Annotated in this window: 9 protein-coding genes; 3 read left to right on the top strand and 6 right to left on the bottom strand. The window is 32.7% G+C overall.

The genetic code is table 11. From position 1 onward, the window contains the following. Positions 1–102 precede the first annotated feature (102 nt). The 3 genes from tamL to K8344_RS04110 form a co-directional block, all read right to left on the bottom strand. Positions 103–2,376: a translocation and assembly module lipoprotein TamL gene (tamL, locus tag K8344_RS04120; RefSeq protein WP_237607000.1), complete on the bottom strand. Its 2,274-nt coding sequence runs from the start codon at positions 2,374–2,376 to the stop codon at positions 103–105. Between the two features lie 58 nt (positions 2,377–2,434). Then, on the bottom strand, positions 2,435–7,555 hold the full coding sequence (locus tag K8344_RS04115; protein WP_237606999.1) for a translocation/assembly module TamB domain-containing protein: 5,121 nt from the start codon (positions 7,553–7,555) through the stop codon (positions 2,435–2,437). Between the two features lie 178 nt (positions 7,556–7,733). Next, entirely contained in the window at positions 7,734–8,333 is a 600-nt protein-coding gene (locus K8344_RS04110; protein WP_237606998.1) for a Crp/Fnr family transcriptional regulator, read from the bottom strand. A gap of 154 nt (positions 8,334–8,487) precedes the next feature. Between K8344_RS04110 and K8344_RS04105 the strand changes: the two genes are divergently transcribed. The 3 genes from K8344_RS04105 (at position 8,488) to K8344_RS04095 (ending at position 11,846) form a co-directional block, all read left to right on the top strand. Next, positions 8,488–8,907 carry a Fur family transcriptional regulator gene (locus tag K8344_RS04105; protein WP_237606997.1) on the top strand — a complete coding sequence of 140 codons (420 nt, stop codon included), beginning with the start codon at positions 8,488–8,490 and terminating at the stop codon, positions 8,905–8,907. Positions 8,908–9,038: 131 nt separating this feature from the next. Beyond that, positions 9,039–10,988, top strand: coding sequence for a heavy metal translocating P-type ATPase (locus tag K8344_RS04100; RefSeq protein WP_237606996.1), 1,950 nt, complete (start codon positions 9,039–9,041; stop codon positions 10,986–10,988). 111 nt (positions 10,989–11,099) lie between these two features. After that, positions 11,100–11,846 carry a YoaK family protein gene (locus K8344_RS04095; RefSeq protein WP_237606995.1) on the top strand — a complete coding sequence of 249 codons (747 nt, stop codon included), beginning with the start codon at positions 11,100–11,102 and terminating at the stop codon, positions 11,844–11,846. Between the two features lie 79 nt (positions 11,847–11,925). Here K8344_RS04095 and K8344_RS04090 read toward each other — a convergent pair whose 3' ends face one another. The 3 genes from K8344_RS04090 to K8344_RS04080 form a co-directional block, all read right to left on the bottom strand. Continuing rightward, on the bottom strand, positions 11,926–12,540 hold the full coding sequence (locus K8344_RS04090; protein ID WP_139854616.1) for a YqaA family protein: 615 nt from the start codon (positions 12,538–12,540) through the stop codon (positions 11,926–11,928). A gap of 198 nt (positions 12,541–12,738) precedes the next feature. Next, complete coding sequence (locus K8344_RS04085; protein ID WP_237606994.1) at positions 12,739–13,017, bottom strand: DUF1456 family protein; 279 nt, start codon at positions 13,015–13,017, stop codon at positions 12,739–12,741. Positions 13,018–13,143: 126 nt separating this feature from the next. Next, positions 13,144–13,602, bottom strand: a complete 459-nt coding sequence (locus tag K8344_RS04080) for a universal stress protein (RefSeq protein WP_237606993.1) — start codon at positions 13,600–13,602, stop codon at positions 13,144–13,146. Positions 13,603–13,682: the final 80 nt, after the last annotated feature.

Genomic DNA, 13,682 nt, shown 5'->3' with positions numbered 1-13,682 from the left:
ACGGATAATTAATGTGTTAAAATAATATATGACTGACTATTTAATTAATAGTCCTGATTGTTTATGTTAAACGATGTTGTTTTCACTTAAAAAAACTCTAATCTAGAAAGGATATCCTATTCCGAAATTAAATACAGTTTCCTTTACGTTAAAATCGAATCCATTATTCTTTGAAGGATCATGAAATGGAGCGGCAAAATCAAAGCGTAGTACAAAACCTTGCACATCAACTCTAAGCCCTACTCCTGCTCCCATTCCAAACTCTTTAATAAAACTTGAGGTAAATTTATCTTTTCCTTCGTAAACTGGATTAGGATCTGAGTTCCATATATTTCCTGCATCTGCAAATACAGCACCTTTTAGGAAAGATATAATCGGAAAACGATACTCAATATTTGCTTCAATGCGAATATTTCCTGTTTGATCGAAATAATTAGTTTGAGAATTACCGTCATCAGAATAAGTTCCTGGACCTAAAGATCTAATTCTAAACGCTCGAACACTATAAGGACCACCAGAATAGTATTGCTTTACATAAGGCATTATATCGGAATTTCCATACGCATATCCGTATCCTCCGAATAATCTAGTAGCTATAAGTTGTTCTTTTCCGAAGTTTAAATGATATCTAAAATCTGCATCAACTTTTGCATATTGAGCATATTCTAAATTCAAAATACCTTTTTTACCATTATCCATTTCTTTAGCAAATAAACTCATAGTGTTACCAGCAACATCTAAGGTTGAATTAATAAAAAATTGATGTTTTTTAGTTGCATCTACCATTCCGTTATAGGTAAATGAATAATTCAATCCTGCAATAAATTGCTTTTCAAAACTTCGTTTTAGATAAGGGTTAGCGTCTAAAATGTTCTGAAACTCCTCTGTAGTATTTGAAGGTTTTGTGTAGTTTAATGAAATAGGTATTATTTCGTGAGTTACATACCTATTTGCTTGCCAAAGGTATCCAAATTGCGCGCTACCCGATAATAAAGTATAAAGTTGGGTTCTTCTTAAGTAATCTAGACTAACGCTTGTCTTTGTTTTAGGTATATCATATTTAAAAAAGTCGCTATCAATTTTAATTGGAAAAATTACTCTTGGGAAAATCAATTCAGTTTTTAAACCTAAATCTACACTTGTTTTACCGCTACTGCTCCCACCTCCAACTTGCATTTCATAACCAAAACTAGCAGTAGTATTAAATGTCTCCCCACCACTAAAAAGGTTTCTGTTACTGTAAGTTAATGCTATACCAGGTCCAGAAAAATTATTGGATTTTGATACTGCTTGCAATTCAACGCGTAGCGCTCTTTTGTTTAAAGGTGATAGAAATATATTGGCTTCCAAAATTCCCAAGCTGTCATTATATACAGTATCTTGTTCTTTATACTGAATATTTACAAATTTGTAAGCCCCTATGGTTGAAAGTCTTCTTGCTGAATTTCTTGAGTTTTCTGGACTGTAATATTGCCCTTCTTCCAAAGTAACATAAGGATCGAGATATTTTGGTTTAAAAAAACCTGAACTGTTTATATAGTTTTTTTCATTGAAACGCTCCACCTCATTAGCGATAGAATCTTCTACGTGATAGTTGGCGTAAATATTAATTTTAGAAATCTTATAGGGAATAATAGACTTTTTTGGAACATCCTTTTTTAATCCTAGAAATAAATCAAAACGTTTTTTATCATACTGATTAGTATCAGCTTCAAAAATTAAAAAACTTGAATTGAAATTATAATATCCATTCTGTTTTAGGTCTCTATCTATACGTTCACGTTCCATCTTCATATTCGCTAAGTCGAAACGCATTCCTTTAGATAGCTTAGTTTTGGCTACGCTTTTTTTAACCTCAGAATGAATAGGGGGCGGCATACTATCTAATTGGTAACTCGCAATGGTGTATGGCTTAGGTGCTTTAACTGTATATTTTACTGAAGCTTCTTTTTCATCTTTATTTTCTTCAAACTCTGATGAGATCACGCTATAGAAAAAACCTCTATTCTCCATTCGATTTAGTAGAATTTCTTCAACTTCATAAGGTTTTACATCACTTTTATAAACAGGTTTCTGTTCGCCAAATCGCTTGTAAAAAAATCGGTTTATAAATCCTGGATTCTCTTTCTGCATTTTGTAATAATAATATAGTCCAACACGCATACCCAAAAACTTTTTATTAGGCTTAGGCAATAAAGCTTCTTCTAACACAGATTTTAGTTGAGATTCATTTTTTATTATAGAATCAGATTTAATCTCCACTGTTGCACCGGTATAAAGCATTTCATCTTCAGGTATGTACTTTTTTACTCCACACGATTGAAGCCCGAGCAATACCGATGTTATAATGAATACTATTTTAATTTTGATATACATAGTCCAACTTTCAATAGCAACCTATTAGGAGGCTTAAGTTTAAAGATTACAGTTTTAATTATTTCTCAGATTTTGAATCATTAGTCTGTTCATCATCTTCCTCTTCATTTTCCATATTCTTTTTGATCTCTTTCTCTTCTTTTTCTATTCTTTCCTTTTCTTTTTCCAATGCTTCTTTTTCAGCTTTTTCCTGTTTGGTTTCACCATTTAAAATAGCTTGCCACAATTCATCAAATTTGTTAAACTCTTGTGTGAAAATTAAAGCAATTCCACTTACTATAGTTTGTCCGTCAACTACATTTTCAAATTGATTTTTTCTAAATCCTTTTAATCTATATCTGCCATTTTCGGTGATTAAATACTCCAAACTTACATCGCCAATAATTGGGGCCTCTTCTTCATTTGAACCGCTACCTTGTATATCAACTTCACTACCTACACGTACTATTAATCTATCGTTGAAGAGTTTCTTCTGTGCAGCAATATCGAGTTGAGTACGCTCCTGTGCGGTTTCACCTTGGTAATCGGTATAGCTGTTTAATCCAAAATCTAATTGAATTCCAGAACTACCTAATAGATTGTTTGAAAAATTGTTTAATTGATCTGAAATAGCATCGTTTAGATTATCTCTTGCCACAGTTGCAAAACCTCCTGCACTACCATCACTTCCTGGCTCTGGATAAAATCTATTGAGAACTAGCAATGAAAAAACTTGTCGATTTAATTCGTCTTCTTGATTATTTACTTGTTGTATTCTGCCATAAACTTGTCCTCCTATTGCACCCTGCTCATCCTCTGGCATATCAAGGTCGAATGCAATTATTGGTTTGGTTAATTCTCCATCGATATTTAAATATACGCTAAATGGCAAAACTTGTTTATACTTATTTTTCACCGAAGGATCAGCTCCAGAACTTATAGGCGCCATTAACGCCGACGCAGAGGCTTTCAAATTGTATACAGCCTTGATGTCTAATTTGGCATCGAAAGGATCTCCAGACCAACTTACTCTACTTTCAGGTGCGAGTTCAAATCTTCTGTTTACTAAATTGTATAAGTTCATCTCATAATGACCACCTGCCACATTATAAACGCCACTTAAATTCATTCTACCTGTAGGATTCATTGTAAAATCGAATTCCCCAGCACCGTAAACTTCAAAGTTATCCCCTGTTTCCTGATCTATTATAATTTTGACTTTAGCTTCATTCCCAATTGTTAAAAACGCCCTAACATCAAGTCCTGTTAAAGTTGCTGTTTTTTCTGCAGTTTGTGTTAATATAGCATCTCTATTTTCGCGATTTACAAATACTACAACTCCATCTCGTTCTTCAATAGACACTGATGAGGAAGGCAATACATAGGTAATATCAGTTGCATCGTTTACAGTTATATTAGCGTCTAAATTTGGGACTAGCATATCTCCAGTTAGGGTTGCATCGGCGTTAAATGATGCTTTTCCATATAAAAAGTCATTATCATCCTTTGTTGCGTTTAACACTTGAAAATCTTTTGCGTTAATCTTCAAATTAAACGTTGGATTAATAAAGTTTTTCGTACCAACTTCCCCAGATAAAACTAATTGATTCTGATTTTCATCACGCACAGTAAAACCGTTCATAAAGAACCCATCGTTATTAACAGATAAAGTTTCGTTTTTAAGTGTAAACGGTGCATTTAACTTTGCAATAGTGAAATCTGCATTATTAAAAATTAACTTCCCTTCGTAATTGGGCTCCGCTATACTCCCGGTTACATTGAACCTTCCTGAAAACGCTCCTTTACCATTTTTAATTTCACCTAAGGAGAACCCTTCGAGCGCTTTCATTTTAAACTCATTTATAACTAAATCTAAATCTATCTGTGCATCTTTTTGATTTGCTATATAATCTCCCGTTAAATCTAAATCGACTTCACCTTCTTCTAAAGCTAGATTAAAATCGTAACTATTTTCACCTTTCGACTTGGCATCAACAGTCATCGTTCCTAAATCAACATTTAAAAAATTTAAATTATCCACTGCAAGGTCTGCCAGAAGCCCCATGTCCCCAAAAGGATTAATAGTTACCAAGTTGCCGTTTAAGTTCCCTTTAGCAATTTCATCTGATGGGTTTAAATAATTTAGAATCTCACTTAATTTGAAGTTATTAAATGTAATTGCAGCGTGATTTTCAGGCACATTTGGCAATTTATCTGATAGTTCGACCATCTCATCACCCTTAGAAAATTTAAAATTGTTGAATTCTAAATTATCTTTTCTAATAAGAACCTCATTGTCTTTAGGAGTAAGCCACTTACTTCTATCGAGTATTAAATGTTCAGGAATTACATGAAATCTAAGCTGCTCTGAAGTACCTGTAATTTGAGATTGAATATTAATAAGCGTACTGTCTTTATATACCGACTTGAAGCTTAGATTCATCTTATTATCTTGCTGGTTTCCTGTAATATTTGTCTTTGGAATATCTAAAGGTCCACCCTTTATATTTTTAAAGCCCAGATCAAAAACAAATTTATCTTTATCTGTATCCATTGTGAGTGAAAGACTATCTAACTGGTTACTTCCATAAACAATGTTTGGTGCTTGAATATTTGCTTTTAATTTTCGTGCTGCTTCGTCAAAATCAACCGACAGTTTAATTGTATCTAATTTTTTAACATTCACTAAAAACACTTCATTTAATACAGGGGCTTCAGCTATTCTCCCTTTCACATTAAGCTTTATAGGGTTGCTTATGGTATCAGCCATAATAATGTCTCTAGAAAAATAACTGGAAACATGTCGCTGAATAGCCTTGCTAAATAACTCTGGATTAGTATTACTCTCTAAACTAAGTTGAACAATTTTATTATTAACCCACACAGAAGTGGTATCGCTTCTAGTGTGAGCAGTTGCCAATACATCGCCTAGTATGTACGTTTTATTATCATATACCACTACTCCATCTCCAATGGTTGAAATAACATCGAGACCATCTTTGGTAATATCAAAATCGGCATCTAAGGTAAAAGCTGTCCTAACATCTCGATCCATTAACCCAAGCGACTTCAAGTTTGCACCAATAATTTTGAGATGTGCATTAGCACTTGTTGCTATAGAATCTAAAATTACCTTAGTATTAAAATCTAAGTTGATATTTTCATCTTTATAAGCAGACACCAAATTCCCTTTTCCGTCTTTAATATCACCATTTATAGCTAAATCTTTTATCGCATAATTATTAAACTGAAAACTAGATATTACAGCTTCCAATTTTGCGTCAAGAGAGTTTAAATCTGTGCCCGAACCACTAGTTTTTATGTTTAAATTAAGGGTTCCTAATTGATCATTTTGCAAAAGCTCGTTTAGTTTATACTCTTTTATATCAACATCGGCATCAAAAGAAATTTTCGAATCGTTTGTAAAATGGCCATCTACAGTTGCAACTCCCTGTGTGGTAGTTAGATTAGCTTTAGCTTCAACATCTTTTAAATTTCCCTTAGCACTACCATTAAGTGAAATGTTTTCTGGTAGACTTACTCCCAATTCTTTTTCACTTACAAATTGAATTAAATCGGTGCGCTCAGTATTTGATGCAAAATGAGGAATATCAAATTCCAAATTATCTGGTTCTAAAACATTCTCAATTAATCCAGTAGCAGATATTCGAGTAGAATTTCCCCAATTTACAGTCATATCTGGGATGTTTATTGCAGACAAATAGCCTGAAGCTTGTACATTGCCTGAAATATACTTTTTACTCACTGTCTGTAAATACTGATTTTTCCGAAGTTCTGGTTGAAATTTAAATACTTCTCTTAAATCTACTTGAAATGTAGGGAAGTTTAAGGCTACTTTAGTTTTGTTTGGAACTTCAATTAAATCTGCTAAAGAAACATAGTCTAGATGTACATTTCCTTTTAGCCTATTGTTGTTTAGCACTAATCCTAAATTATCAAGGTTTAATTTAGTATCAGTAATATTTAAATCTAAGGCTAATTCAATTAGATTAAGACCTGAACCTTCCTGAAAGGTTAAAGATTTGAGTTGTAAGCCTGCCTTTTTATTCTTTAAAAATACATCATTTGCTTTTAAATTAAGGTCTTGTAACGCAATAGCATTGGAATTAAAAAGACCCTTCTTCACCTTTTGCTTACCAACAAAATAACTGATGTTATTCCCTTTCAAATCAAAATTATTTACCGCAAATTTAAATTCGGGCCACTCAGATTTTTGAATATCAGATTTTACTTCTTCCTTTATTTCCTCAGTCTTTTGAGTAATATCGTTAACTTCTGTTTCGGTGTTAATAGCAATAATTGAATTATTCAAACTGAATTCTCCAATAGCAATCTCATTATTACTTAAATCTGCTTTTTCTAATTCTAAATACAGATCAGATAACTCAAGGTTAGCAGCAATCCTATCGGCATAGGATTGATAATCTACAAAAACATTTTTCAGAGAAAGCTCCTCTAAGGCTATGTATGGTAAAGGAGAATCTGATGGTGGTGTTGGCGGAACAGGTGATTGGATGTATTTAATATGAGTATTAGAAATTGAGGCTTCCGAAGCTCGAAAATCCATGTTTTCTAAATCGGTTTTTTTCATTTGTAGGCTTAAGGCTCCTAACTTGAATTGGCTATTTATACCTGATACACTATCATTAAACACTACATTAAAATCTTTAATACTGATATTCCCTAAAATTAAATTTAAAGGTTCTGACGCAGTATCGTTTTTAGCCACTGTAGTATCAGACGAGGCAAAGGCATCTATGAGGAACTGAAAATTATAGCCTGCAATTGAATCTTTACGGATAACATTTGCGCGAAGCCCTTCCCATTTAAGATATTCAACCCCTATACCATTACCGCGAATAATAGGAAGAAACGGTACATCTGCTTCTAAAGATTTTGAATAGATTAATGTATCTCCTTTTTTATCCTCTAGATAAACGCCTTGAAGCATAATATTGCCATCGAAAGTTATAAAAAGCTTTTCAATATCAACTTTGGTATGGGTTTTATTGGATACATATTTAACAGCACGCTGTACTATAATATCTTGCCCCCAAGGACTTCTGATAAATAATAATAGAAGAATTAACAGTAGAATTAGAACTAAGAAAACTCTCCCTATAATTCTTAAAACCCTGTATTTCCTATTTTTTTTATTCTTTTCTTTTTTCTTTTTCAATGCTGTATATGGTTGGTATCAAAAATAGGAAAATTAAAAATCAATCATAGTATTTTACGTAAGTAACAATAAGTTTAAATTACATCTAGCATAGTGAAATGAAACAATTTTTATCAATTCGAAATTGTAAAAACTTTTGAAGTAAATGGAATATTGTGTACGAAAATCTTGACTGCCGCTATGTACTAGGTTTAAAATTTCTTTTTGCCAAATCTTTACGAACTCTACTCAAACTTTCTGGGGTAATACCCAAATACGAAGCAATCATCCATTGTGGAACACGAAGTAATAAATCTGGATACATTTCAATAAAACTCAGATATCTTCTTTCGGCAGTCGCTCCTAATAAAAGATTAATCCGTTTCTGCATTTTTCGGATATGATTGTGCAACAACTTATCATTAAACTGTCCGAACACTGGACTAATTTTATTAGCGTTAGCAAAAAAGTTTTCTTCTAATAGTACAACTTCCGTGTCTTCAACAGCTTCAATAATACTATCGGAAGGATCATTGAAATAAACACTACTTCTATCAACAATAAACCAATTCTCTGGTGCAAATTGTATAATATGTTCCTTCCCGTCGTCTCCTAATCTATATGAGCGTAGTAAACCTTTCTCCACAAAAAACGAGTTACTGCAAATGGCACCTTTATTTAAAAGAATGGAGCCTTTTTCATACTTTTTCTTTTGAAGTTTATCATATAATTCTGTAGCTTGTTCTTCAGAAATGGCTGCAGCGTTTATCAAATAAGATTTAAAATTAAATTCGTTCATCCGAAAGTTTATTTTATGTGAATAGTAATTTCACTTACTTCAAAAATACCAATTTATAAGTTATAACTTTTAGATCAGCTTAACTTAAAAGACCAAACAAATTCCTTATTTTTATAAGTTTTTAGCAGCCAAGAAACTATAAGATTTTTTTAAAATGAAAACGGCAAAAATTGAATCATTACTTCAAAAAAGTAACGTTAGACCAACAGCTATGCGTATTTTGGTTTATAATTTTCTTTTAGAAAATGAAGCTGCTAAAAGCTTAACCGATTTAGAAAATTATTTTGATAAGTCTGATAGAACAACGCTATACCGAACAATTAAAACTTTTGAAGACAAAGGGGTTGTTCATCAAATAGATGATGGCACTGGCACAACAAAGTATGCCTTATGCGAACAAGGTTGTAATTGCCAAATAGAAACTGATCTTCACCTCCACTTTTATTGCAATATTTGCGATGAAACCGTTTGCTTAACCGATAGAAAAATCCCAAATATCAATCTTCCTGATGGTTACACTGCTGAAGATGCCAACCTCGTGATAAAAGGTAGGTGCGAAAAGTGTCCTGAATAATGCACTTCTGTTGCACGATTTATATTCCTAAATTGCCACTTTAGACAACAGATTATTTGTAATAGAATTTGTTAGGTTTTAATAATAGCCGAAATGAATTTGTATTTCAAAATCGGAAATAAATATATGCAATGAAGAAAAAGGAATTAACTCATAATAAACTAGAAAGTGAAGAAGGATGCTGCAGTGACAATCATAATGCAAATACTGAGAATCACCAAAGTAATTTTAAAACTTTTTTACCTGCCACAATAAGTTTTATTATGCTTATTTCGGGGATTGTAATGGATTATTATGATACCGCTTTCTTTAAAAATTGGATTCGGTTAGTATGGTATGGAATAGCTTATATCCCAGTGGGATTCCCAGTAATGAAACAAGGTTGGGACAACATTATTAAAGGAGATTTTTTTACAGAATTCTTTTTAATGACAATTGCTACCATCGGAGCTTTTGCCATTGGCCATTATGAAGAAGGTGTTGCTGTAATGCTTTTTTATACAGTTGGAGAGTTATTCCAACATTCGGCTGTTGAAAAAGCAAGAGGCAATATAAAAGCTCTTTTGGACGTACGTCCTAATGAAGCTTTAGTAAATCGAAATGGAAAATTTGTCTCAATAGACCCCGAAGAAGTTGAAATCGGTGAGAAAGTTCAAATACGCGTGGGAGAAAAAATTCCCGTAGATGGTAAATTAGTTTCTCAAAAGGCTTCAATAAATACGGCAGCACTTACCGGTGAAAGCAAACCTGATACAATCAGAGAAGGAGATAAAGTTTATGCAGGAAGTATTAACCTTGAGGGCGTTATCGAAATTGAATCCACAAAATTATTTACTGACAGTTCAATATCTAGAATTTTAGATTTAGTTCAAAATGCCACTTCTCGTAAATCTAAAACTGAACTTTTCATTAGAAAATTCGCTAGAATCTATACTCCTATCGTTGTTTTTTTAGCTATAGGCGTTACGCTTTTACCCTACTTTTTTGTGGACAATTATGTGTTTGAAAATTGGTTATATAGAGCTTTAATATTTCTAGTAATTTCATGCCCATGTGCTTTAGTGATTTCTATTCCTCTAGGGTATTTTGGAGGCCTAGGAGCGGCTTCACGAAATGGGATACTATTTAAAGGAGCTTCATTTCTTGATGCGATTACCAAGATAAACACTGTAGCTATGGATAAGACCGGTACCCTGACTAAAGGAGTTTTTAAAGTTAGTGCAATTAAGGCTATAGCGTTTTCTGAAGAAGAATTGATGCAGTATCTCCTTGCAATTGAAGCACAGTCTACGCATCCCATAGCAAGAGCTATTATGGAGTACGAGCATAAAAAAAATGTTTATCAAGCACATAATGTTTCTGAAATAGCAGGTATGGGGTTAAAGGGAAATGTTAATGGTAAAACTATACTCGTTGGAAATAAATCTTTGATGATTTCGAATAATATTGAAGTTCCTCAAGAAACTGAACCCATTGTAGAATCTATTGTTATGATTGCTATAGATAAAGTGTTTGCGGGATATGTAATAGTTTCAGACCAATTAAAAGTTGACGCTCGAGAAGCCATTACAAATTTGAGAAAAGTTGGAATTAAGAATATTATTATGCTTTCGGGTGATAAAGCTTCAATTACTGAACGAGTTGGTCTAGAGTTAAAATTAAATCAAGCTAAAGGTGGATTGTTGCCAGAAGATAAATTGGATGAGGTTGAAAGGTTAAAAAGAATCCCAGGCACTAAAGTTGCCTTTGTTGGTGATGGCATAAATGACGCACCTGTTATCGCAACAAGTGATGTTGGAATTGCCATGGGGGGCTTAGGAAGTGATGTTGCTATAGAAACTGCAGATGTAATTATTCAAACAGACCAACCTTCTAAAATTGCCCAAGCGATTAAAATAGGGCGTTCAACCCGACATATTGTTTGGCAGAATATAGCTTTGGCTTTTGGCGTAAAATTAATTGTTTTAATTCTGGGTGCAGGAGGAATAGCTACAATGTGGGAAGCCGTATTTGCTGATGTGGGTGTAGCTTTTCTAGCCATTTTAAATGCGATACGACTACAAAAAATGGAATGGTCATAAATTGAGTATCATTTCGAAGTTTCCATGTTAACAAAAACGTTAAATTTGTTTTATTCACAGTTGTTCACTTAATTCCTCTAATGCTTACTTTAAAGTTTAAAATAAAATATAATGTTTAGGCATCAAGGCAAAAGCAGAACTTTAAAACACAATCTACAAATTGCAACTGTTTTATCATTTGTTGCTGGTATTGTTAACGTTACTGGTTTTCTTGCCATTCAAGAGCTTACAACTAACGTAACCGGTCATTTCGCCCAATTTATATATGAATTAGAAAATTTAAAATTTTGGAAGGGAACTATCTATTTGCTGTTTATCCTTTCGTTTCTTCTAGGATCTTTTTGTTCTAGTATTCTTATTTTAAAATTTAGAGAAACCAAAAGAATAAATGTTTTTGTGTTACCTACGCTATCAGAGGCCATAATTCTTATTACAGCAGCCATCTTGGCTCATTCTACCGAAATACAACATCCAAATACTATAGCTTGCTTATTACTGTTTGCAATGGGTATGCAAAATGCTTTTGTGACTAAAATTTCAAACGAAATTGTGCGTACTACGCACCTTACAGGGCTTTTTACTGATTTGGGAATTGAATTGGCTCATCTATTTTTTCCAAAAATGCACCCCGACATTCAAAAAGTAAAATCGAATATAAAGCTTAGAATGGTAATAATCTCATTTTTCTTTATGGGAGGTTTACTTGGTGGTTTTTGTTATTCAACTTTAGGGTTTAAGACTAACAATTTAATAATTGGAGCTGTTATCCTAATAGTGAGTTTGTTTTATGACGACTTAAGATTTAGCTTAATTAAAACCAAAAGGAAGTTTAATCAGAAAAAGATTCGGAATAATTAATACTACAACTTATATGGATAAAGATCAGAATTAACTCTAAACCTCAGAAATTGTAGAAATACTAAAAGCGCGATTTTTACTAAAGCAAATTGAAAATAGCTAAAGCATAAAGATAAAATCTTACAAAACGAAGTAAGCCAAAAAGAAGATAGTTCCTAAAGCTATAATGAATCATTCCTGCAGCCATACTAGTCATAGAATACGGAATAGGCAACAAAGCACCAACAACTATAAGGAAGCCTCCCCATGTACGGATCTGCTTTAAATGCTTCTTCATTTTTCCTTCCATATATTCATAAACTCTAGGAAGCGTGAAAATCCATCTGCCAATAAAATATGAAATAATACCTCCTATGTACGATAATGCAGCCAACAAGGTTAGGTAAAGTATTGGCTGGGGCATTTTATCACTCCAAGCGATAAAAATTTCTGGTGGCACAAGTCCAAGTAAAGATTCTGAAGCCAAGAAGACCAACAAAATATTTATTGGCGCATAAGTTTCAGTAACGTAAGTAAAAAGGTCACTGAAATCTACTAAATATCTATCTACGGCAAATAATGCAGCAATAATTAAAACTATCGGAATAAAAGCTTTTTTAAGACTTTGCCCTACAAAGGAATAGAAACCTGTGTATTTATAATACAGGTGTACTCTCTTTAGTTTATTAGTTTCAGATTTTTTTACTGTATTCATTATGTGTAGTGAAAATTCAATGTTTTTATCTTTAGAATAGTCAACAACCGATACCGGTATAAGACATTGCAAATATAATTTTATTAATACTCAGACACAATGATTTATGAAATCCTTCACGGTTAATTCTATGTTAAAGAATTTCAGTGTTTTAACTATGAAATCTTCAACAAAAGAAAAGATTTTAAAAAATATTTTCTAACGGTTTGGCTTAGATTGAGCGCTAGGTTTTGCTAGTGGTCTTTTCTTTTCAGGCATTGGTCCACGTAAATGAATTACCAAACCATTTAAAAAATTACGAAGAAACTGATCACCACATTCCATATACTTTTCGTGGTTTTCATTTCTAAATATTGCACCAAGTTCGCTTTTACTTACTTTGAAGTCTACTAATGCACAGATTTTTACGATATCTTCATCTCTTAGTTTATGCGCTACGCGCAATTTTTTCATTATATCGTTATTTGTTAATGCCATAAATCAAGATTGAATTTTTTCAAAGATAACTTTATTTAAACGCTTCAAAACTAGATTGTATAAATAATAAGAAATCCAATTTGTTTTAATAAAAAACCATTTCTTATATATACATCTACTTTCCTCCTACTTTTCTCCGGTAGGAACAAGGTATACTGGAACTTTAGTTTTTTCAAGTACACTGGATGCCACTGTCCCGAGGAAAATTCTTTCTAATGTACCGTGGCTATGCGTTCCCATAACAATTAAGTCTGCACCCCATTCGTTCGAATATTTTAAAATCTCATTTGCGGTATCTCCTTCTACTAGTTTTGTTGAAATATTTTCGCCTCCTATATGCCTCTTTGCTTGTTGAAGATAATCTTCAGCAACCTTTACAAATTCTTCTTGTATGTTGTAATCTACAGGAAAAGCATATCCTTCATATCCCATAAATGGTTGATATTCTATTCCATAATAACGCATTTCCGAAAGTACATGAAGCAAACAAACTTCAGCATTCATCATTTTTGCTAGCTCGTATCCCTTATTTACAACTTTTTCAGAATTAGGGTTATAATCAACTGTAATTATTACTTTTTTCATAGCGGATAGTATTTCTTGTAAAGTTAAAATACAATGCTGAATAAACTCGCATTAATCGACAATAATTCTTTTAAATATGG

The sequence above is a fragment of the Aequorivita xiaoshiensis genome (assembly GCF_022008395.1).
GTDB lineage: Bacteria > Bacteroidota > Bacteroidia > Flavobacteriales > Flavobacteriaceae > Aequorivita > Aequorivita xiaoshiensis.
This window is presented reverse-complemented; position numbering and strand designations above follow the sequence as displayed.

Coding starts and splice junctions, on each gene's coding strand:
- tamL (WP_237607000.1), bottom strand. CDS start 2,376: ATGTATATCAAAATTAAAATAGTATTCATTATAACATCGGTATTGCTC.
- K8344_RS04110 (WP_237606998.1), bottom strand. CDS start 8,333: ATGAACGAATTTAATTTTAAATCTTATTTGATAAACGCTGCAGCCATT.
- K8344_RS04105 (WP_237606997.1), top strand. CDS start 8,488: ATGAAAACGGCAAAAATTGAATCATTACTTCAAAAAAGTAACGTTAGA.
- K8344_RS04100 (WP_237606996.1), top strand. CDS start 9,039: ATGAAGAAAAAGGAATTAACTCATAATAAACTAGAAAGTGAAGAAGGA.
- K8344_RS04095 (WP_237606995.1), top strand. CDS start 11,100: ATGTTTAGGCATCAAGGCAAAAGCAGAACTTTAAAACACAATCTACAA.
- K8344_RS04090 (WP_139854616.1), bottom strand. CDS start 12,540: ATGAATACAGTAAAAAAATCTGAAACTAATAAACTAAAGAGAGTACAC.
- K8344_RS04085 (WP_237606994.1), bottom strand. CDS start 13,017: ATGGCATTAACAAATAACGATATAATGAAAAAATTGCGCGTAGCGCAT.
- K8344_RS04080 (WP_237606993.1), bottom strand. CDS start 13,602: ATGAAAAAAGTAATAATTACAGTTGATTATAACCCTAATTCTGAAAAA.